Origin of the sequence: Stenotrophomonas maltophilia (assembly GCF_002799155.1) — a bacterium.
Classification (GTDB): Bacteria; Pseudomonadota; Gammaproteobacteria; order Xanthomonadales; family Xanthomonadaceae; genus Stenotrophomonas; species Stenotrophomonas maltophilia_R.
Genome location: NZ_NERD01000002.1, coordinates 4,071,754 through 4,092,424 on the forward strand (window position 1 = coordinate 4,071,754; position 20,671 = coordinate 4,092,424).

Annotated in this window: 20 protein-coding genes; 8 read left to right on the plus strand and 12 right to left on the minus strand. The window is 67.5% G+C overall.

Going from position 1 to position 20,671, the window contains the following annotated elements; translation table 11 throughout:
• Positions 1-30: 30 nt before the first annotated feature.
• Both B9Y82_RS19480 and B9Y82_RS19485 read right to left on the minus strand, forming a co-directional pair.
• Complete coding sequence (locus tag B9Y82_RS19480) at positions 31-774, minus strand: pseudouridine synthase (RefSeq protein WP_100474978.1); 744 nt, start codon at positions 772-774, stop codon at positions 31-33.
• Between the two features lie 87 nt (positions 775-861).
• Positions 862-1,449, minus strand: a complete 588-nt coding sequence (locus B9Y82_RS19485; protein WP_100475286.1) for an O-methyltransferase — start codon at positions 1,447-1,449, stop codon at positions 862-864.
• A gap of 165 nt (positions 1,450-1,614) precedes the next feature.
• Between B9Y82_RS19485 and B9Y82_RS19490 the strand changes: the two genes are divergently transcribed.
• From B9Y82_RS19490 to B9Y82_RS19505, 4 genes are read left to right on the plus strand one after another with little or no spacing between them, the layout of a single operon-like run.
• The gene (locus B9Y82_RS19490; RefSeq protein ID WP_100474979.1) at positions 1,615-2,226 is read left to right on the plus strand and encodes a PIG-L deacetylase family protein; all 612 of its coding nucleotides are present in this window, start codon (positions 1,615-1,617) and stop codon (positions 2,224-2,226) included.
• Positions 2,226-3,365 (plus strand): glycosyltransferase, encoded by a 1,140-nt coding sequence (locus B9Y82_RS19495; protein ID WP_100474980.1) that lies wholly within the window; start codon positions 2,226-2,228, stop codon positions 3,363-3,365. Before B9Y82_RS19490 ends, B9Y82_RS19495 begins: the two co-directional genes overlap by 1 nt.
• Positions 3,352-3,957 carry an acetyltransferase gene (locus B9Y82_RS19500; protein WP_100474981.1) on the plus strand — a complete coding sequence of 202 codons (606 nt, stop codon included), beginning with the start codon at positions 3,352-3,354 and terminating at the stop codon, positions 3,955-3,957. The genes B9Y82_RS19495 and B9Y82_RS19500 overlap by 14 nt, the downstream gene beginning before the upstream one ends.
• A gap of 4 nt (positions 3,958-3,961) precedes the next feature.
• Positions 3,962-4,747: a YaiO family outer membrane beta-barrel protein gene (locus B9Y82_RS19505; protein WP_100474982.1), complete on the plus strand. Its 786-nt coding sequence runs from the start codon at positions 3,962-3,964 to the stop codon at positions 4,745-4,747.
• A 52-nt stretch (positions 4,748-4,799) separates the two neighbouring features.
• On the opposite strand, the gene ubiB is transcribed toward B9Y82_RS19505, so the two are convergent.
• Entirely contained in the window at positions 4,800-6,455 is a 1,656-nt protein-coding gene (ubiB, locus tag B9Y82_RS19510) for a ubiquinone biosynthesis regulatory protein kinase UbiB (RefSeq protein WP_100474983.1), read from the minus strand.
• A complete protein-coding gene (locus B9Y82_RS19515; RefSeq protein ID WP_100474984.1) occupies positions 6,452-7,087 on the minus strand; it encodes a ubiquinone biosynthesis accessory factor UbiJ in 636 nt (211 codons plus the stop codon). The genes ubiB and B9Y82_RS19515 overlap by 4 nt, the downstream gene beginning before the upstream one ends.
• A 275-nt stretch (positions 7,088-7,362) precedes the next feature.
• On the opposite strand from B9Y82_RS19515, the gene ddlA reads away from it, so the two are divergent.
• Complete coding sequence (ddlA, locus tag B9Y82_RS19520; protein WP_100474985.1) at positions 7,363-8,457, plus strand: D-alanine--D-alanine ligase; 1,095 nt, start codon at positions 7,363-7,365, stop codon at positions 8,455-8,457.
• Between the two features lie 96 nt (positions 8,458-8,553).
• Here ddlA and B9Y82_RS19525 read toward each other — a convergent pair whose 3' ends face one another.
• The 3 genes from B9Y82_RS19525 to oleC all read right to left on the minus strand — a co-directional run bounded on the left by B9Y82_RS19525 (position 8,554) and on the right by oleC (position 11,438).
• The gene (locus B9Y82_RS19525; RefSeq protein ID WP_005407633.1) at positions 8,554-8,709 is read right to left on the minus strand and encodes a DUF1328 domain-containing protein; all 156 of its coding nucleotides are present in this window, start codon (positions 8,707-8,709) and stop codon (positions 8,554-8,556) included.
• 81 nt (positions 8,710-8,790) lie between these two features.
• Complete coding sequence (gene oleD, locus B9Y82_RS19530; RefSeq protein ID WP_100474986.1) at positions 8,791-9,783, minus strand: 2-alkyl-3-oxoalkanoate reductase; 993 nt, start codon at positions 9,781-9,783, stop codon at positions 8,791-8,793.
• Positions 9,780-11,438 (minus strand): olefin beta-lactone synthetase, encoded by a 1,659-nt coding sequence (gene oleC / locus B9Y82_RS19535; RefSeq protein ID WP_100474987.1) that lies wholly within the window; start codon positions 11,436-11,438, stop codon positions 9,780-9,782. The genes oleD and oleC overlap by 4 nt, the downstream gene beginning before the upstream one ends.
• 104 nt (positions 11,439-11,542) lie before the next feature.
• Here oleC and B9Y82_RS19540 point away from each other — a divergent pair, with 104 nt between their 5' ends.
• Positions 11,543-11,974 carry a YkgJ family cysteine cluster protein gene (locus B9Y82_RS19540; protein ID WP_100474988.1) on the plus strand — a complete coding sequence of 144 codons (432 nt, stop codon included), beginning with the start codon at positions 11,543-11,545 and terminating at the stop codon, positions 11,972-11,974.
• An 87-nt stretch (positions 11,975-12,061) separates the two neighbouring features.
• Here the strand turns inward: B9Y82_RS19540 and B9Y82_RS19545 are convergent, their stop codons facing one another.
• The 4 genes from B9Y82_RS19545 to B9Y82_RS19560 all read right to left on the minus strand — a co-directional run bounded on the left by B9Y82_RS19545 (position 12,062) and on the right by B9Y82_RS19560 (position 17,474).
• Positions 12,062-12,952 (minus strand): alpha/beta fold hydrolase, encoded by an 891-nt coding sequence (locus tag B9Y82_RS19545; RefSeq protein ID WP_100474989.1) that lies wholly within the window; start codon positions 12,950-12,952, stop codon positions 12,062-12,064.
• A 117-nt stretch (positions 12,953-13,069) separates the two neighbouring features.
• A complete protein-coding gene (locus tag B9Y82_RS19550; protein WP_014035559.1) occupies positions 13,070-14,086 on the minus strand; it encodes a 3-oxoacyl-ACP synthase III in 1,017 nt (338 codons plus the stop codon).
• Between the two features lie 103 nt (positions 14,087-14,189).
• Positions 14,190-14,507, minus strand: a complete 318-nt coding sequence (locus tag B9Y82_RS19555; RefSeq protein WP_100474990.1) for a DUF4156 domain-containing protein — start codon at positions 14,505-14,507, stop codon at positions 14,190-14,192.
• Between the two features lie 117 nt (positions 14,508-14,624).
• The gene (locus B9Y82_RS19560; RefSeq protein ID WP_100474991.1) at positions 14,625-17,474 is read right to left on the minus strand and encodes a M16 family metallopeptidase; all 2,850 of its coding nucleotides are present in this window, start codon (positions 17,472-17,474) and stop codon (positions 14,625-14,627) included.
• Between the two features lie 415 nt (positions 17,475-17,889).
• Here B9Y82_RS19560 and B9Y82_RS19565 point away from each other — a divergent pair, with 415 nt between their 5' ends.
• Together B9Y82_RS19565 and B9Y82_RS19570 are read left to right on the plus strand one after the other, a co-directional pair.
• Positions 17,890-18,360: a hypothetical protein gene (locus B9Y82_RS19565; RefSeq protein WP_100474992.1), complete on the plus strand. Its 471-nt coding sequence runs from the start codon at positions 17,890-17,892 to the stop codon at positions 18,358-18,360.
• 69 nt (positions 18,361-18,429) lie between these two features.
• Positions 18,430-18,909: a tRNA (cytidine(34)-2'-O)-methyltransferase gene (locus B9Y82_RS19570; RefSeq protein ID WP_005407625.1), complete on the plus strand. Its 480-nt coding sequence runs from the start codon at positions 18,430-18,432 to the stop codon at positions 18,907-18,909.
• A 548-nt stretch (positions 18,910-19,457) separates the two neighbouring features.
• Here the strand turns inward: B9Y82_RS19570 and B9Y82_RS19575 are convergent.
• Positions 19,458-20,621: an acyl-CoA dehydrogenase family protein gene (locus tag B9Y82_RS19575; RefSeq protein WP_100474993.1), complete on the minus strand. Its 1,164-nt coding sequence runs from the start codon at positions 20,619-20,621 to the stop codon at positions 19,458-19,460.
• Positions 20,622-20,671 lie beyond the last annotated feature (50 nt).

Genomic DNA, 20,671 nt, shown 5'->3' on the forward strand with positions numbered 1-20,671 from the left:
GCAGCTGCCGGCCAACGGCCAGCACGGCCGTCAGGCCTGTTCCACCTGCCAGCCGAACAGGTCCAGCGCCTTCTGGAATTCGCGGTCCAGCGGCGCACTGACGTCCACGTTGCCGCCCTCCGGATGCGGAAAGCGCAGCCGCTCGGCGTGCAGCAGCATGCGATGCACGCCCTGCATGCGGAAGATGCGGTTGTGGCGCCCATCACCGTGGCTGGTGTCGCCGATCATATGGTGCGAGAGATGCTTGAGGTGCCGGCGGATCTGCCGGAAACGCCCGGTCTGCGGCTGGCAGCGCAGCAACGCGTAACGTGAGCTGGCGAATTCGCCCACCGGCACCGACAGTTCGCCGGTGGCCAGGCGCTGGAAATCGGTGATCGCCGGCTTCTTCACCGGCTTGCCCGGCCCACCGTCCAGATCATGGTCCACCTGCCAGGCGAGTTCGGCCGGCCAGCCCCGGCAGACGGTCAGGTAGTCCTTGGCCACTTCACCGCCCATCAACGCCTTGCCCAGCGCACTGGCGGTCTCGCGGTCGAAGGCCAGCAGCAGGCAGCCACTGGTGGCGCGGTCCAGGCGGTGCACCAGGAAGATCGGCCGCCCCAGCTGCTCGCGCAGGCGGTCGGCCAGGAAATCATCCTCGCCACGGGCCAGCTTGCTGTCGTGGACCATCAGCCCGGCCGGCTTGTTGACCACGGCCAGGCGCGCATCCAGATGCAGCAGCTGCAGGGGCGCGGTTTCGGTCTCGACCGCGGCGAGGGTGTCAGGTTCGGTACTCACCGCGGGATTATACGGGCGGCCTGTATGGGGTCAGATCCCTTTTCCGCAGGAAAAGGGATCTGACCCCGGGTTTGTGGCACGCGGCAGTCAGGCGTTGCGCACGGCCAGCAGCTCGCCGTTGCCCACCGGCACCAGGCTGGTGCCGAAGTCCTGATCGGCATCCAGCAGCGTGCGCAGCGGCGCCATCTGCTCGGCATGCGAGAGGGCGTTGTCCACCACCAGCAGGCCCCCCGGACGCAGCACGCGGCGCAGCTGCGGCCACCAGCCGGCGTACTGTTCGCGGTCCGAATCGAGGAACAGCAGATCGATGCTGGCATCAGCGGCCTGCGCCAACCAGAGCCCGGCATCGCGCTGCACCAGCGTGATGTGCGCGGCTAGTCCGCTGCGCGCGAACGTTGCCCGCGCCATCGCCACCTTGTCGTCAGCAGATTCCAGCGTGGTCACGTGGCCATCGATGGCGGCGGCCGCTTCGGCCAGCCACAGCGTGGAGTAGCCATTGGAGGTGCCGATCTCCAGCACGCGCCGCGCCTGCCCGAAACGCACCAGCACCGACAGGAATTCACCGGTATCCGGCGTGATGTTGAGCATGCGGCGGCCCCGCTCGGTTTCACGCCCGTCGTTTTCGGCGCCGAAACGCGCCAGTTCGTCCTTCAATTCCGAAAGCCGCATCGTCATCGCTTCTTTCATCTGCCGCAGCATGGGTGAGCATTGTGACCTGCCTGCCCACATTTCGTATTCCTCCTAGCCCTGCGCCGCGTTCACATTGCGATAGTTCCCGCCTTCTTCGCGCGGGTCGGTCCACCTGCCCGCGGCCCTCTTGGTTTGCGCAAGGACACGGCCATGGTTCTCGACATTCTGGCAATCGGCGCCCACCCCGACGACATCGAGCTCGGTTGCGGTGGCAGCCTGGCCAAGCTCGCCCGCGCCGGCGCGCGCGTCCACGCGTTGGTGCTCAGCCGCGGCGGCCGGGGCTGCCATGCCGGCGTCGATCGCAGTGACGAATCGCACCGCGCGCTGCGCCGCCTCGGCGTCACCCAGGTGATCCAGCAGGATTTTCCGGACACCGGTTTTCCCGCCTGCGGCAACGACATCGTCGCAGCGATCGAGCAGGCCTGCGCCCTGATCACGCCACATCGCGTCTACACGATGTGTGGTGAGGATCATCACCAGGACCATCGCACCGTCCACGAAGCGTCGATCATCGCCTGCCGCAGTATCCCGCAGATCCTCTGCTACGAGAGCCCCAGCACCCTGCCGCAGTTCGCGCCGCAGGTGTTCGAGGACATCAGCGCACAGCTGGAGCTGAAGATCCGTGCACTGCGTGAGCATGCCAGCCAGGGCGATCGCCACTACATGCAGGAAAGCCACCTGCGCTGCCATGCGCAGTTCCGCGGCCAGCAGATCGGCATCGGCCCCAGCGAGGGCTTCCAGCCCTACCGGTTGGTGCTGTGATGAAGACGCTGCTGTTCCTGGCCATGTGTGCCTTCATCCTGGTGCGGGTGTGCATGCAGGCCTCGCGTCGACCCAGCACGCGCCTGTACAGCATCGATGCGATCGTGCCGGCCTACAACGAGGCCCCCTGCCTGGAGCGCTCGCTGACCAGCCTGCTGCAGAACCCATACGTGGCGCGGGTGATCTGCGTCAACGATGGCTCCACCGACAACACGGCCCAGGTGCTCGATGCACTGCAGGCGCGCTGGCCCGAGCGCCTGGTGGCGGTCCACCAGGCCAACACCGGCAAGGGGGGCGCGCTGATGCATGGCCTGCGGCACGCCAGCGCCGAGCAGGTGTTCCTGACCGACGCCGACACCCACATCGATCCGCACGGCCATGGCCTGGGCCACCTGCTGGAGGAGATCGAACGCGGCGCCGATGCCGTCGGTGGCGTGCCGTCGTCCAGCCTGCAGGGTGCGGGCTTCCTGCCGCATGTGCGCGCCAGCCTGAAGCTGCCGATGATCGTCATCAAGCGCAGCTTCCAGCAGTGGCTGGGCGGTGCACCGTTCATCGTCTCAGGCTCGTGTGGCCTGTTCCGTACCTCGGTGCTGCGCAAGGTCGGCTTCTCCGACCGCACGCGTGTGGAAGACCTGGACATGTCCTGGTCGCTGGTCGCGCAGGGCTACCGTGTCCGCCAGAGCGTGCGCTGCGTGGTCTACCCGCAGGAATGCAACACGCTGGTGGAAGAATGGCGGCGCTGGCGACGCTGGATCGTCGGCTATGCGGTGTGCATGCGCCTGCATCGCGGCCTGCTGCTGACTCGCTTCGGCTTCTTCAGCATCCTGCCGATGATGGTGCTCGCCCTCGCCGGCATCGTGATGTCGTTGCAGGTCTGGTTCGGCGCGGTCCTGCTGCATGGGCCTGGCGGCCTTGCCCTGTCGCTGATGCCGGTGTTCTGGATCGGCATCGTCATGTTGCTGGCGGTGATCAGTGCGATCCACCATCGTCGCGCATGGCTGGTGCCGGCCGCCGCGTTCTCGATGCTGTATGTGCTGCTCGCCTACGCGATCTGGCTGATGCACGGCCTGGCCGGGCTGTTCACCGGCCGCGAACCGGCGCGCGACAAACCGACCAGGTATCCGCATGTGGTGGAATGACCTCGCCACCATGGCCGATGGGCTTTCGGCGCTGGCACCCCACGCCGATTCCAGCGCACAGGTTTCGCCACGCGCGACGGTGCAGGGCCACGTGCGGATCGGTGCCGGCAGCCGCATCTGCGACGGCGCCCAGCTGCAGGGGCCGGTATCGATCGGTCGCGACTGCCTGATCGGCAACAACGTGCTGCTGCGCGGCCCATTGCGCATCGGTGATGGTGTGCGCATCGGCTTTGCCAGTGAACTGAAGAACGCACTGATCGGTGACGGCGTCTGCATTGGTCCGCAGTGCTTCATCGCCGACAGCCGCATCGACGCCCGCGCCTACCTGGGTGCGCTGGTGCGCACCAGCAACCATCGCCTGGATGGCGCGACGGTCGCCGTCCACATCGGCGACACCGTCATCGACAGCCAGCGCGACAAGCTCGGCGCCTGGATCGGTGAAGGCGCCGCGCTGGGTGTCGGCGTGATCGTCCTGCCGGGTCGTATCGTCGCGCCGGGCAGCCAGTTCGGCCCGCGCATCACCGTGGAACGAAACCTGCCACCCGGTCGCTACCGGCTGCTGCAGTCGCTGCATTCCCAACCCCTGGAGTAACCCCATGCGATTGATCCTCCGTGGCGCGCTGCCGTGCGCCCTGCTGCTGGCTGTGTCCAGCGCCCACGCCGGCATCGACCGGATCTCGGTGCAGCTGGACCATGCCGACTACACCGCCGGCTTCGGCAAGCGCGATGTACGGACCGTGGACCTGGCCGGCCGCAGCGGCGACAGCCGCTGGCACCTGGGCCTGGCCCATGGCGAACGCGACTACGGCAGCAAGCGCTTCGGCGGCAACCGCGTGCAGGGCTCGCTGCACCAGCGCTGGAACCCGCGCCTGTCCACCCGCACTGCCTTCACGGCGTCCAACGATGACCCGGTGTTCGTCAACCGCCAGATCAACCAGGACGTCCAGTGGAAGGTGGCACCGCAGACCGTGCTGAGCGTGGGCGGCAAGTACGCCCAGTACCATGCCGGCGCGTACGTGAGCGGCTGGTCGGTGGGCGCAGCGCATTACTTCCCGCGCGTGACCGCCTCTATGCGCCACGAGCGGCATCGCCAGTCCAATGGCCCCGATGGCCATGGCACCACGCTGTCACTGCGCCTGAAGGATGGGCAAGGCCGTGGTTCGACCCAGCTGTGGCTGGGCAGCGGCACCTCCGGCTATACCGCCGACTCCGACCCGCTGCTGCTGCGCGAGCACGATGCACGTCGCGCTTTCCTGCGCCGCAGCCAGCCGCTGGGCGAGCATCTGGTGCTGGACATGGGCATCGGCAAGACCTGGCACAAGACACGCCTGGACCGCTTCCAGAGCGTGCAGTCGCACCTGGGCCTGGGCTACCACTGGTAGATCCGCGATCGGTCGGCAGCGTGCGTCGCCGCCGACCCTCGACCAACCGGGATCAGCGCCACCACGCGCGCGCCAGCGCCAGCACGCCGACGGCACCGGACACCCAGCTCCACATCGGCAGGTCGCCCCAGTACCAACCCGGCGGCTGCAGCACGTACATCAACGCGGCGATGGCCAGCAGGCCGACGCCGGTGATCGCACCCACCGCGTGCTTCTGCAGGCGCTGCACGCTGGCATCGAGCGCGACCAGATCGCGCGAGCGCATCGCCAGCTCATGGCGGCCCTCCACCTGCTGGGTCAGCCAGGCGTGCACCAGGCGCGGCATGTCCGGCGCATGGGTCATGATCTCCGGCAGGCGCTTGCCGATCTCGCGCACCACCCGCCGCGGGCTGTAGCGTTCGCGCAGGATCCTGGCCAGCACTGGCTTGGCCACCGCCCAGATGTCGATCTGCGGATCCAGCTGGCGGCCGACACCCTCGATGTTCAGCAGGGTCTTCTGCAGCAGGATCAGCTGCGGCTGCAGGGTCAGCTGGTAGCGCTGCGCCACGCGGAACAGCTTCATCAATACTTCGGCCAGCGAGATCTGCGACAGCGGACGGGTGAAGTACGGCTCGCACACCGAACGCACCGCCGCTTCCAGGTCATCGATGCGTACATTGTCCGGCATCCAGCGCGCCTGCACGTGCAGTTCGGCGATGCGGCGGTAGTCGCGGTTGAAGATGGCCATGAAGTTCTCGGCCAGGTAGTACTGATCTTCCTGCGACAGCTGGCCCATGATGCCGAAGTCCAGCGCGATGAAGCGCGGATTGGCACGGCGCGACGGATCGGTGTCGACCCAGATGTTGCCGGCGTGCGCATCGGCATGGAAGAAGTTGTCGCGGAACACCTGGGTGTAGAACACCCGCACGCCCTTGGCGGCCAGCGCCTTGCGGTCGATGCCGGCCTTGTCCAGTGCGGTGATGTCGTCGGACGGAATGCCCCACACGCGCTCCAGGGTCAGCGCGCGCTCGGCGGTATGGCTCCAGATCACTTCCGGCACGTACAGGTCGTCGCTGTTTTCCCAGAGGCGGCGCAGCACGCTGGCATTGGCGCCTTCGCGCTGCAGGTCCAGCTCGGCGGCCAGGGTGTTCTCGACTTCGGCCACCACTTCGCGCGGGCGGATCTTGTCGGCACGCGGGTGGGTGCGCTCGACCAGGGCGGCCAGCGAGTTGAGCAACGCGATGTCGGCGTCGATCTGCTTCTCGATGCCCGGGCGCAGCACCTTGACCACCACCTGGCGGCCATCGGCCAGCGTGGCCGCATGCACCTGCGCGATCGAGGCCGAGGCCAGCGGTTCGGTATCGAAGCTGGCGAACGCCTCGCTGACCGGCAGGCCAAGTGCTTCCTCGACGATGCGGCGCGCGGTATCGCCGTCGAACGGCTTGACCCGGTCCTGCAGCAGGGTCAGTTCGTTGGCCACGTCCGGCGGCACCAGGTCGCGGCGGGTGGACAGGATCTGGCCGAACTTGACGAAGATCGGGCCGAGATCCTGCAGCGCCAGGCGCAGGCGGGCGCCGCGCGACTGCGACGCGATGCTGGCCGAGGCACGCGGTACGAACGGCTTGGCCAGCCGCAGCCAGCGCTCGGCCGGCGTGCCCTGCAGCAGGTCGTCGAGGCGGTAGCGCAGGATCACCCGGCCGATGCGGCTGGCCCGCAGCACGGCCTTCATGCGGCACCCCGCAGGCGCTGCACGCGCGCGCCGAGACGCTCGACATCGTCACGCAGCACGTCCACATCATCGTGGAAGGCATCCAGTTCGGCGCGTGGCACCACGTCGCGTGATTCCTCGGTGATGAATTCGGCGGCGCTGTGGGCCAGATCGACCGCACCCTGGCGCGCATGCTGCAGGGCGCTGCGCAGGGTGTTGGCCACCTGCACGCCCAGCACTTCACCGAATACGCTGACGAACGGCTGCTGCCAGTCTGGATCGAAGCCCTTGGCCAGCTGCTGCAGGCGGCGCGCGAGTTCGGCGTCGCCGGCCACGCGTACGCGGCCCTTGACGTTGTTGTCACCGCGCCGAGCATTGGCCAGCAGCGGCAGCTGCGCCAGCACCCCGGCCAGGCTGCTGCGCACGGCCAGGTCGGCTTCCTGCGCATCCACCGGGCCGACCCGCAGCTGGTCGCCGTCGACGCTGATGCGCATCGCCAGCGACGGCGCTTCCAGGGTCAGGTCGATGTGCCGGCCATCGAGGCTGGCCAGTGCATGGCGGGTATCCGGATCCAGCGCCAGCGCGCGGTTCAGGGCGATCTGCAGGGCGCGGCCAGCGACCGGCTTGAGGGACTTGAGCAGGGAAAGAGCCATGTGCGCATTCTACCTGCGTGGGTGGGGGGCTTGGGCCGGGCGGCCGCCCGGCACCCGCAGAGGCAACGGCAACGGCAACGGCAACAGCCGAAGCAACAGCAACAGCGGGCATTCCGTGGATAGGCGGGAGGGGGCCGGTGGCGGGTGTCGACCTTGGTCGACACGCTAGATCCACGCCATGCGTGGATGGATTTCTGGTTCATCTGTGCCTCACGCGGGGGGCCGATGAAGGTTCATGCTATGAGGCCACGCAACGCACAGGACACCGCAGCACCATGGCACGGACCCGGGTCGGCATCATCTTCGGGGGCAAGTCCTCCGAGCACGAAGTTTCGCTGCAGTCGGCGAAGAACATCCTTGACGCGCTTGATCGCGAGCGCTTCGAGCCGGTGCTGGTCGGCATCGACAAGCAGGGCCAGTGGCATCTGAGCCAGCCGGACACCTTTCTGATCAACGCCGATGATCCGTCACGCATCGCCCTGCATCGCTCGGGCCAGTCGCTGGCGGTGCGCCCGGGTGCGGAACAGGCGCAGCTGCAGCCGTCCGACGCGGCCAGTGCACTGGGGCAGATCGACGTCGTGCTGCCCATCGTACACGGGCCACTGGGCGAGGACGGTGCGCTGCAGGGCCTGCTGCGCATGGCCAACCTGCCCTTCGTGGGTTCGCCGGTACTAGGCTCTGCGGTGGCGATGGACAAGGACGTGACCAAGCGCCTGCTGCGCGACGCCGGGTTGCGGGTGGCGCCGTGGCTGTGCATCCGTCGCCCCCAGGCGGCGACGGTCGATGTCGATGCGGTGATCGCGCAGCTCGGCCTGCCGCTGTTCGTGAAGCCTGCCAACCAGGGGTCATCGGTAGGCGTGAGCAAGGTCAAGGACGCGGCGGCTTTCGCCGAGGCACTCGAACTGGCATTGCGCTATGACCACAAGGTGCTGGTGGAATCGGCGGTGGTCGGCCGCGAGATCGAGTGCGCGGTGCTGGGCAACGAACACCCACAGGCCAGCCTGTGCGGCGAGGTGGTGGTACACGACGAGTTCTACGCCTACGACACCAAGTACATCAACGAAGCGGGCGCCGAAGTGGTGGTACCCGCGGATATTGATGCTGCAACCCAGGCGCGCATCCAGCAGGTCGCGCTGCAGGCCTACCAGGCGCTGGAGTGTGCGGGCATGGCGCGCGTGGACGTGTTCCTCACCGCGGGCGGCGACATCATCATCAACGAGGTCAACACGCTGCCCGGCTTCACCCGCATCAGCATGTACCCGAAATTGTGGGGTGCCAGCGGCGTGAATTACACCACGCTGATCACGCGCCTGATCGAACTGGCGCTGGAGCGCCATGCAGCCGATCGTGGATTGCACAGCGCCGTGTAGCGTCGAACCATGCTCGATGGCCCTCTTCAGCGCCGGGCCGTGCTCGACTCCAAAGAGGGCAGTGCCCGCCAGCGGCGGGCACTGCGTGCGGGTCTTCTAGCCGCGCTTCCGGAACATCGAGATCACCGCAAGGATCAGGAACACCACGAACAGGATCCAGGCGATGTTCGTTGCGGCCCCGGCAATGCCGGAGAACCCCAGAACGGCGGCGATGATGGCGATGACAAAGAAGATGATGGCGTAGTGCAGCATGGCGCTCCTCGCGGGTGGTCGAGCCTTGGATGGCGTGGGTCCATCCTCCCGTTCCCGCGGTGTGCAACCAGTGATGGCGATCTATGCAGCAGATGAAGCCTTCAGCCTGCGCAGCCCTTCTTCGATGCTGACCTGCGGCACATAGCCGAAATCGCGGCGGGCCGGCTCCATGCTGTACCAGTGCGGCGTGCACAGCTGCTCGGCCAGGAAGCGGGTCAGCGGCGGCTCGCCGCGCAGGCGCAGCAGCGGCCACAGCCGTTCGCAGATCGCACCGATGCGATACGCGGTCTTGAAGCTGATCGCCTTGTCCACCGTCGGCGCGCCAACCGCGGCCAGCAGCTTGTTGACCAGCTCGCGCATCGGCAGCGGCTCGCCGTTGGAGATGAAGTAGGCCTTGCCCGCACACGCAGCGCCCGGTGCCAGTGCTTCGAAAGCGAGGAAATGCGCGAGCGCGGCGTTGTCGATGTAGGTGGTATCCACCTTGTTGTTGCCGTCGCCCACCAGCCGCAGGCGGCCCTGCCGCGCACGCTCTGCCAGGCGCGGCACCAGTTGCTGGTCACCCGGGCCCCAGATCAGGCGCGGGCGCAGTGCCACCGTCGCCAGCGACGCATCGTTGGCGGCCAGCACGCGCTGTTCGGCGATTGCCTTGGTCGCCGCATACGGTGCCTGGAAGTCCTCGCCGTATGGCACCTCGTCAGCCCCCAGGCCTTCCACCGGATGCGTAGCGCGGTGGGTCACGCTGGGCGTGGAGGTGTAGACCAGGCGGCTGATGTCATGTGCACGGCAGGCGGCGATGACGTTGTCGGTGCCGACCACGTTGGCCTGGTGGTAGCTGTCATAGCTGCCCCAGGCGCCGGCCTTGGCGCCGTTGTGGAACACCGCATCGACGCCGGCCACCGCGTGCAGCACCGCCTGCGCATCGGCCAGGTCGCCGCGGATCTGGCCCACGCCCATGGCCTGCAGCTGCGGGTAGTGGCTGCGGTTGAACGCCAGCACCTGGTGGCCACGTTCGACCAGCCCGCGGCACAGCGCCTGGCCAAGGAAACCACCACCACCGGTGACCAGGATCTTCATGCGCGCTTCTCCAGTTCGGCGCTGGCCCAGACGGCGAGCTTCTCGCGGCCGATCTTGGCGTTGTGACGGATATCGACGGGGAACGCCGGATGCATCAGGAAGTGCTGCAGGCCAGCCTCTGGCGCGCGGGCTGCAGCGTGCGCACGCAGCGCTTCCCGCAGCGCCGGGCTGTCTGACTGGCCGCGCTGCAGTTCCACGCACAGCACCGGCACCTGCGCACCCGCCGGACCAACACCGACCAGTGCCGTGCGCGCCACACCCGGCACGGTATTGAACACCGGCTCGACCTGTTCGGTGTACAGCGGCCCCTGTGCGGTTTCCACCCGGTGGGTCTTGCGGCCACAGAACCACAGGCGCCCGTGCGCATCGAAGTAGCCCACATCGCCCATGCGATGGACGATGCGGGCGCTGCCATCGGCCAGCGTCTCGCGGATCTTCGCGGCGGCGGTGGCCTGCGGCCGGTTGAAGTAGCTGTCGGTGGCGGTCGGCCCGGCCACGGTGATCTCGCCCACCTCGCCGGTGGCCAGCACACGTGCCTGCGACCAGTCGGCCAACGGTGCGTCATCGATGGCGATGATGCGCACCTCGTTCGGCTCCACCACGTTGCCCACGCAGGTACCGGCGCCGGCTTCGGTAGCAGCACGGGTACGCTCCAGCTCGCGCCCCTCCACCACCGCCACCGGCAGGCACTCGGTGGCGCCGTACGGGGTCCAGAACTGCGCGTCGGCGGGCAGCAGGCTGCGGATGGTGGCGACCACGTCGGGGGGCACCGGCGCCCCTGCCGAGGTCACCCGGGTCACCGTGGGCAATGGCCGGCCATGCCGGGCCAGCACGCGCATCAGGGCTGGCGAGCCGAACAGCTGGGTCACACCGAAGCGCTGGATGGCGTCGTGCAGGCGTGCCGGGTCGGCCTGTGCCGGCCGGGTCGGGTCCATGTCCGGAATCACCGAGGTCAGGCCCAGCGCAGGGTCAAACAGGGCGAAAGGAGGGAAGGTCGGCAGGTCCACCCCGCCCGCTTCCATGCCGAACGCGCTGCCCAGCAGCTGGATCTGGCCGACGAAGTGGCGGTGGCGGTAGACCACGCCCTTGGGCACGCCGGTGGAGCCGCTGGTGAACAGGATCGCGGCCATGTCCTCGCCATCGGTGTCGGCCAGCATCGGCCCACCGTTGGCGCCGGCGCGCTCCAGCGCAGCCAGGCTGGTCCCGCCCCAGCCGAGGCGGCGGCCGACGGTGACCAGGCGGGTCGCCGAGGGCGCCCAGCGCAGCACCAACCGCGCCACATGCGCCAGAGGGATGCCGATGAACGCCTCCGGCTGCGCCTCGTCCAGGCACTGCTTCAGCGCGCGTTTGTCGATGCCCGGATCGACCAGCACCGGCACCGCGCCCAGCTTGAACAGGGCGAACATCAGCAGGAAGAACTCCGGCGACGGCCGCACCATCACCACCGTGCGCACCCCGCGGCCGATCCCGTAGCCGGCCAGGCCGGCGGCCATGGCGTCGCTGCGGGCGTCCAGCTGGCGGTAATCCAGGGTCACATCGTAGGCGGCCATGCCGTTGCCAGCACCCCGGCGGCCTGGGCAGCGGATGGCGATCTGGTCGGGGCGTTCACGCGCCAGTTCAGGCAGGCGCGCGGCAATGTTGCAGGGTCGGTTCATCCGTTCATTGTCGCCGCTTACGGAATTTCTTGCGCGGCGCTCCACTTCGTGGAAAATCCGCACCCTCGCTCCTGATTCCGACTGCCGCCCGAGGCGGCTTGCCCATGCAACATCCCTGCATGACCTGCGGCGCCTGCTGCACCCAATACCGCGTGGCCTTCCACTGGATGGAATCGGACGAGGTCACCCCCGGCGGCGTGCCGCACCAGCTGACCGAGGTGCTGGACCCGCACCGCCTGTGCATGCGCGGCACCCACTCCAAGCCGGTGCGCTGCGTGGCACTGGATGCGCAGGTCGGCGTGTACTCGCGCTGCACCATCCACCCCAACCGGCCCAGCGTGTGCCGAGAGGTGGATGCGTCGTGGGAGTACGGCAAGGCCAGCCCGCAGTGCGACAAGGCGCGCATCGCCTACGGCCTGGATCCGCTGACCCTGGCCGACTGGCGCTGGCGCGATGGCGCCGACAATGACGACGATCATCCGGACGACAACGGCAACAGCCCGTCCTCGCCGCCGCAGGCACCGATCGCTGCGTAGGGGAAGTGCCGGCCGGTGTGCCGACCAACGGTCGGCACCTGCCCATTCCCTCTTCCGGTGGATGCCGACCGTTGGTCGGCATGCCCTTCAGATCGGGTTCTTGTCCAGGAACGCGCGGATCTCCGGCACCAGCACGTCCTGCTTGTCTTCCAGCACGTAGTGCCCGGCATCCTCGAAGGCATGTACCTGGGCCCGCGGCAGCGCGGCCTGGAAGCCCTTCAGGAAGTGGTGGTCGAACACAAAGTCGCGCAGGCCCCAGCCGAGGAAGGCGGGGCGGTCGGCGAACGACGGCAGTGCCTTGCCGGCGCGTTCCAGCAGCGACCACGCCTTGTCGGACGGCGACAGCGGGATGTCCTGCATGAAACGGATGGTGCTGATGCGGTTGGCCCAGCTGTTGTACGGCGACACGTAGGCGCGGCGCACGTCGGCCGGCATCCTGCGCTCCACGCCCAGCCACGAGGCGCCGGACGAGAACGCGTTGAAGGTGCGGATGATCCACTCGCCGATCTTCCAGTGGCGGCCCAGCGCGATCTGCCACGGCATCTTCTTCGCCGCCGGCATCGGGAAGGCGGCGGTGTTGAGCACCACCAGGCGCTTCACCTGGTCGTGGTGCGACAGCGCCCAGCCGAAGCCGATCATGCCGCCCCAGTCGTGCACGGCCAGGGTCACCGGGCCGGTGATGCCCAGGTGCTTCAGCAGCGCGTCGAGATCATCCACGCGCGACTGCAGCGTGTACTCGTAGCGGCTGTCATCGGGCTTGTCCGACAGGCCCATGCCGATGTGGTCCGGCACGATGCAGCGGTACGTGTCCGACAGGCCGGCCACCAGCGTGCGCCAGTAATAGCTCCACGACGGGTTGCCGTGCACCATCACCACCACGTCGCCGTCGCGCGGGCCTTCGTCGAGATAGTTCATCGACAGGCCGGGGCGGACCTCGAAGCGCTGCGGGTGGGCGGGGTAACCGGGAAGCTGGGACATCGGATCGCACCTGTAGAAAGGGCCGGTAGAACCGGCCCTTGGACACTTGGAAAAATCATCGCTGTCCGTCGCGAGCGATTGGCCAGGCAATCACACAGCAGGTCAGCGGTGACTTTCTTACCAGACCACTTCAGCCATCGAGCAGTTCAGGCCCGAGCCGATGCCGAGCAGCGCGATGCGATCGCCCTTCTTCAGCTTGCCCAGCTGCTTGAGCTTGCTCAGCACGATCGGCACCGAGGCCGGGCCGATGTTGCCGTGCTCGCCGAAGATGGTCATGACCTTCTTCGGGTCGATGCCGAAGTTCTTGATGAACGCCGCGGTGTGCGGCTGGCTGACCTGGTGGATCACGAACTGGTCCAGCTCTTCCACGGCCCAGCCCAAGGCGATCTTGGCGGCGGTGAAGGTCTTCTGCGCCAGCTTGATGCCTTCGATCAGCAGCAGGCGGGTATCGGTGACCATGCGGTCCAGGTTGCCCAGGCACAGCTGGTTCCACTCGGTGGCCGAGCGGGTCACGCCGCCCTTGTAGCGCGGCGCATCCGGCACCAGTTCCGAGCGCGCCATCACCATCGCGGCGGCACCCGATCCGGTGGTCAGGGCGGCCAGCTCGTTGCGGAAGTCGTCGGCGGTGACGTCCGGGGCGGTCATGCGCTCCAGGGTCTTCTCGTACACCAGGTTGGCGGTCTCGCCATCCACCACCAGCGCATAGTCGATGTCGCCACGCTCGATCATGCGCGCCGCGATATCCATGCCATTGATGAAGGCCAGGCAGGCATTGGCAACGTCGAAGGTCATGCACTCGTCGCTGACGCCCAGGTTGCCGGACACGATGGAGGCCGTGGACGGCTCCAGGTAGTCGCGGCTGACCGAGGTGTTGACCAGCAGGCCCACCTGCGTCGCATCGATGCCTGCGTCTTCCAGCGCCTTGCGGCCGGCCATGGTGGCGGCATCGGACGCCAGCACGCCGTTGTCCCACAGGCGGCGGGCGTGGATGCCGGCGATATCGCCGAGCACGTCGGTGCGGATACCGAGGCGATCCAACGTCGGCTGCAGCCGCTCGTTGATTTCCTTGGTCGTCAGCGTATGCGGCGCATCAACGTGTGCCAGGCCGGCGATCGAGACATTCTTGAAGAGCATCGAGGTTAGCGCCAAGGCTCAGGCAAAAGGGGGCGCTATTCTATAACCCCCGGGGCCTTCACCGCATCTTTACGAATTCAGGCTTGGCCGTATGGTGAAGCGTTCAGCGCGGCGGGCACTGGTAGGCAGCGAAGCGCTGGCTGCCATCAGCGGGGGCCGCGGCGGCCTGCACGGCATTGGCCCCGGCGCTCGGGGCTTCGTTGCGTGCCAGGGTTTCCAGCTCTTCCTGTACGCGCAGCGGGTTGCGGTTGTAGAAGCCGACCTTGCTCTTCACGCTAACCACGACCTCGCCCTTGGCGATGCAGCCGGCCGGAACCGGGCCTGCCGGCAGCACGCGGGTCGCCTTGCCGGCCGGTTCGATCGGCACCCAGGTACAGGCAGTGACGGTGAGCAGCAGGGAGGAAAGCAGCAGAACGCGCATGGGCAGATCCTGGAAGGGTATGGGGGGATTCTGCCTGAACAGCCTGAATCGAGGGTAGCCGGGCGGAGGTCGGAGCCCTCCCGATGGGAGGGATCCGACCCCTGGCCGGGTAGTGCCTTATTTCTTCACCGGGTTGCCCTCGGCGTCGATCACCGTCACCTCGCCCAGGTTCAGCGCACGCACGGCCGCTTCGGTCTGCTTGAGGTCACCCACCACCACCCAGGTCAGGGCCTGCGGCTTGATCTCGGCAGCGGCCTGCTGCACCTGCGCCGGGGTCATCGCCTCGATCTCGGCCTTGCGACGCAGCACGTAGTCGTCCGGGCGCTTGAACTGCACGATCGACCCGATGGTCGACGCCACCGCGCTGGCGGTCTCGTAGGCACCGGGCAGGCTGAGGGTCTGGATGTTGCGGATGCGATTGATCTCCGCAGCGGTGGCCGGTTTGCTGCCATCGGCGAATGCAGCGATTTCCTTGCGCATTTCCGCCATCGCCGGCCCGGTCTTGTCGATCTGCACCGGCGCGCTGGCCATCCACGGGCGCTGGCCCACCGAGTTGATCGCGCTGCTGCGTGCACCATACGACCAGTGCTTGTCCTCGCGCAGGTTCATGTTCAGGCGCGAGGTGAAGTCACCACCGATCACGCCGTTGGCGATGTCAAAGCGGGTCGAGCTGGTGGCACTGGACGGCGCCACCACCTGGCCGGCGAACAGGTTGGCCTGCACCGCGCCCGGCTGGTCGATCAGGAACACGCGCGGGCCCTTCGGCAATGCGACGTCGGTGGCGGCCTTCACCTGCGGGGCATCGCCCGCAGCCTTCCAGTCGCCCAGCTGCTTGTCCAGCAGCGGCACGATCTCAGCCAGGGTGGTGTCACCGACCACGATCAGGGTGCCGTTCTGCGGGCGCAGCCAGTCGTGGTGGAAGTCGACCAGGTCCTCACGGGTCAGGCCGCTGATCGCCGCCTCGTCGCCGCTGCCGGTGAACGGAATCGCATACGGGTGGCCCTTGCCGTACAGCAGCGGCGGCAGCACGCGCATCGCCACCGCACCCGGGTTGACCTTCTCCTGCTGGATGCCGGCGATCCAGCTCGCCTTGACCCGGTCGATCTCGCCCTGCTCGAAGCGCGGCTCGCGCAGCAGGTCGCGGTACAGCGCCAGCGACGGTGCCAGGTTTTCCTTCAGTGCCGACAGGTCCACGCTCATCGAGTCCAGGCCGGCCGAGGCATCCAGGCTGGCGCCCAATGCATCAGCGGCATCGGCGAAGGCCAGCGAGCCGAGCTTGCCGGCGCCTTCGGTCATCAGGCTCATGGTGAAGTTGGCGGTGCCCGGCTTGCGGCCCTGGTCGGCGCTGAAGCCGCCCGGGAACTGGTAGCTGAACTGCACCACCGGAATCTCGTGGCGCTCGGCCAGGATCACCTGGGTGCCGTTCTTCAGCGTGGCGCGCTGCAGCGCCGGGAATTTCAGCTGCGGGAACTCGCGGGTCTGCGGCACGCCGGCCTTGCGGTCGACCTGCTCCGGCAGGGTGCTGTACTTGGGGTCCACCGCCGGCACGGTGAACGGCTTCGGCGCCTGGCTCGGGTCTTCCTTCAGCGCCACACGCTCACCCGGTGCGATCACCAGGGTGTGACTGCCCTTGTCCAGCCACTGCGCACCCAGCCGGCTCAGATCGGCGGCACTGGCCTTCTCGATGTTGGCCAGCGAGGTGCGGAAGCAACCCGGGTCGCCGGTGAACACTGCGCACTCGGCCAGCGCATCGGCCTTGCCGCCGAAGCCACCGATGCGCTCGATGCCACGGATGAAGCCGGCGCGGGCGCCGGTCTTGGCACGCTCCAGCTCGGCCGCGGTCGGGCCCTGCTTGATCAGGCGATCCAGTTCCTCGTCGATGATCTTCTCGACCTTGGCCGGGTCCTGGCCCTGCTTGACCGTCGCCATGATCACGAAGTTCGAACCCAGCTGCGACGTCGACAGGCCCGACGCGATGCTGTCCACCAGCTTGTCCTGGTGCTGCAGGCGCTGGCTCAGGCGCGAGGACTTGGCACCGCCCAGTACCTGCGCGAACAGCTGCAGCTGATCGACATCGGTGGTGCCGACCTGCGGCACGTTCCAGGCGCGGTAGATGCGCGCCTGCGGCACCTTGTCGGTCATCGTCTCGCGCGTGTCGGCGCTGCGCTTGGCCACGTTCACGGCCGGCTGCGCCATGGTCGGGCCGGCCGGAATGCTGCCGAAGTACCTGCCGACCTTTTCCTTGGCGGTGGCCAGGTCGATGTCGCCGGCCAGCACCAGCACCGCGTTGTTCGGGCCGTACCAGGTGCGGAACCAGGTCTTCACGTCATCCAGCGACGCCGCGTTCAGATCGTTCATCGAACCGATCACGCCGTGGTGGTACGGGTGGCCTACCGGGTACAGCGCCTTGTTGAGCTGGTCCCAGGCCTGGCCGTAGGGCTGGTTCTCGCCCTGGCGCTTCTCGTTCTGCACCACGCCACGCTGCTCGTCCAGCGCCGCCTGGTCGATCGCACCGACCAGGTGACCCATGCGGTCCGACTCCATCCACAGCGCCATGTCCAGCGCGGTGGTGGGCACGTTCTCGAAGTAGTTGGTGCGGTCGGTATTGGTGGTGCCGTTCTGGTTGGTGGCACCGACCTGCTTGAACGGTTCGAAGAATTCGCCGTCGTGGTTTTCGCTGCCCTGGAACATCAGGTGCTCGAACAGGTGCGCAAAGCCGGTACGGCCGGCCGGTTCGTCCTTGCTGCCCACGTGGTACCAGACGTTGACCGCGACGATCGGCGCCTTGCGATCGGTATGCACGATCACGCGCAGGCCGTTGGGCAGGGTGAACTGCTCGTACGGGATATCGACCTTGGCCGGTGCCGCCGGCTTGGCGGCAAGCGCGGAGGTGGGCGCAAGCGTGCCCAGGGCGGTGCTGAGGGCGACGGCCAGCAGTGCAGCGCGCGGGCGAAGGGCGAGAGACATATCCGGATCCTTGGTCACATAGGTGAACCCCGATCCTAGCCTGCGCAGGCAACGGCAGGAATCGGTCGCCAGTCACTGGGGGTGTTTGCCCTGGAGGCCATCCGGCCCGGCCCATCCGCAGGGCCTGAACCGTCACATGCGCCGACTGAAAGCGTCCGGACAGTGTCCGCGGCAGATCGAATGGACAGGTGTCCGCCCACCGGACACTTTTCGATTACCAGAAAACCCTTGTAAATCAATAGCTAAAAGTTGGCACGGGGATTGCTTGGTACTTCCTGCGCCAAGAAGGGCTTCAGACAAAAGCTGACTGAAGACTGAACAGATGCAGGAAATCGAAAATTCTCCTTGCATCCCCAGAATTGGTGTACTACCTTACTACCACACCACTGATCACCAACACTAAACAGGCCCCGTCATGAACGCCAAGACCATCGCCATCGCCCTGATCGCCGGCACCGCGGTTGTTTCGTCGGTGCAGGCCTCCGAATCCATCAAGACCCTGTCCACCGTGCAGGTTCGCCCGGCCGCCGACCAGCTGGCCCAGCAGGCCTGGGAACAGGCCAGCGGCATCCCCACCCTGGCCACCGTGGAAGTGCGTCCGAGCGCCGACCAGCTGGCCGAGCGCAGCGGCTACGTCGCCACCCCGGTCGCCGCCGCGATGCCGATCACCACCCTGGCCTCGGTGGAAGTGCGCCCGAGCCTGGAACAGCGCGTCGCCCTGGCCGCCGAACTGGAAGCCCAGCGCTACGCCGCGACCCTGGCTGCCGCCGCCACCAACGTCGCCAACTCGGTCATCACCAACCTGCCGGCCCTGCAGGTGCGTCCGAGCGCCGCCGACCTGCAGGCCCTGGCCACCGGAACCGCCCAGGTCCTGCTGCGCCCGTAAGCGGTGCCGCCCTGCCCCGTGCAGGGCGTGCGCCGTAAAGGCGGCGGTCGTCGCAGGTACACTGCGCCGATGAATGCCGCGCCCCAGTTCCACGTGATCCTGTTCCAACCGGAAATCCCGCCCAACACGGGCAATGTGATCCGGCTCTGCGCCAACACCGGCGCGCAGCTGCACCTGGTCGAGCCGCTCGGCTTCGCACTGGAAGACAAGCAGCTCAAGCGCGCCGGCCTGGACTACCACGAGTATTCGCGCCTGCAGGTGCACCCCGACCTGGACACCGCGCTGGCGCGGATCGCACCGAAGCGGTTGTTCGCCCTGAGTACGCGTGCCAGCGTCCGCTATGACAGCGTGGCGTTCGAAGACGGTGATGCTTTCCTGTTCGGCCCGGAAAGCCGCGGCCTGCCGCAGGACGTGCTCGATGCATTGCCCGATGGCCGCCGCCTGCGCCTGCCGATGCGGCCGGACAACCGCAGCCTCAATCTTTCCAACACCGTTGCCGTGGTGATGTACGAAGCGTGGCGCCAGCACGGCTTTGCCGGCGGGGCGTAAACCGCCTCAGGTGGGGTGTGAACCGCTGCTGGTGGGTATGACCTGCTTCTGGTGGCTGTGAATCGCTCCTGGTGGGTGCGGACCTTGGTCCGCACCGATGCCCGGTCGCGCGCTGAAGGAATGTGCCAACCAAGGTTGGCACCCACCAAGGGCAGGTCCAGGCGGCCACCGAGAACCTCTGATGGCTGTGAACCACTCCTGGTGGGTGCGGACCTTGGTCCGCACCGATGCCTGGTCGTGCACTGAAGGAATGTGCCAACCAAGGTTGGCACCCACCAAGGGCAGGTCCAGGCGGCCACCGAGAACCTCTGATGGCTGTGAATCGCTCCTGGTGGGTGCGGACCTTGGTCCGCACCGATGCCTGGTCGTGCACTGAAGGAATGTGCCAACCAAGGTTGGCACCCACCAAGGGCAGGTCCAAGCGGCCACCGAGAACCTCTGATGGCTGTGAACCACCCCTGGTGGGTGCGGACCTTGGTCCGCACCGATGCCTGGTCGTGCACTGAAGGAATGTGCCAACCAAGGTTGGCACCCACCAGAACCAGGCTTCAGAACGCGTTGATGCCGGTCAGCTCACGGCCGATCACCAGCTGGTGCACGGTCTCGGTGCCTTCATAGGTGATCACCGACTCCAGGTTCAGCGCATGCCGGATCGCCACGTGTTCGGTGGTGATACCAGCCCCACCGAGCAGGTCGCGGCATTCACGGGCGATGTCGATGGCCATCCGGCAGTTGTTCCACTTGGCCAGGCTGACCTGCTGCGGCTGCAGCTGGCCCGCTTCCTTCAATCGCCCCAGCTGCAATGCCAGCAGCTGTGCGGTGGTGATGCGGCGGGCCATCTCCGCCAGCTTGATCTGCGCGCTCTGGGTCGCGGCCAGCGGGCGACCAAACAGCACGCGCTCCTTGGCATAGCCCAGCGCTTCATCCAGGCAGGCAATCGCCGCACCGATCGGGCCCCAGCTGATGCCATAGCGCGCCTGGGTCAGGCAACCCAGCGGCCCCTTCAGGCCCTTCACGTTCGGCAGGCGATGGCTGTCGGGCACGCGCACGTCGTCGAAGTACAGCGCACCGGTCAGCGACGCACGCAGGCTCATCTTGTGCTTGATTTCCTGCGTGGTGAAGCCGGCCATGCCCTTCTCCAGCACGAAGCCCTGGATGCCGTCTTCGGTCTGCGCCCAGACGATGGCCAGGTCGGCCACCGGGCCGCTGGTGATCCACATCTTGCTGCCGCTGATGCGCCAGTCGCTGCCGTCGCGCACCGCGCGGGTCTTCATGCTGGCCGGATCGGAACCGCCGTGGGCCTCGGTCAGGCCGAAGCAACCGATCAGTTCACCGCGCGCCATCGCCGGCAGCCACTGCTGGCGCTGTTCCTCGCTGCCATAGGCGTAGATCGGGTACATGCACAGCGAGCTCTGCACCGAGACGAAGCTGCGCAGGCCCGAATCGCCGCGCTCCAGCTCCTGGCAGATCAGGCCGTAGCTGACCGCACCGAGGCCGCCGCCGCCGTATTCGGCCGGCAGGGTGGCGCCCAGCAGGCCCAGCGCGGCGATCTCCGGCACCAGTTCAGATGGGAAATGGGCCTGGTCGAAAGCATCGCCGATGATCGGCAGCACGCGCTCGTTGGTGAAGCGGGCGACGCTTTCCTGCACCGCGCGCTCTTCCTCGTTGAGCAGGGAACGGACATCGAACAGATCGTACGGATGCAAAGCCATGGCACTCACACGCAGTCAGGACCCGGCCATTGTCGGTCATCCGGGCAGAG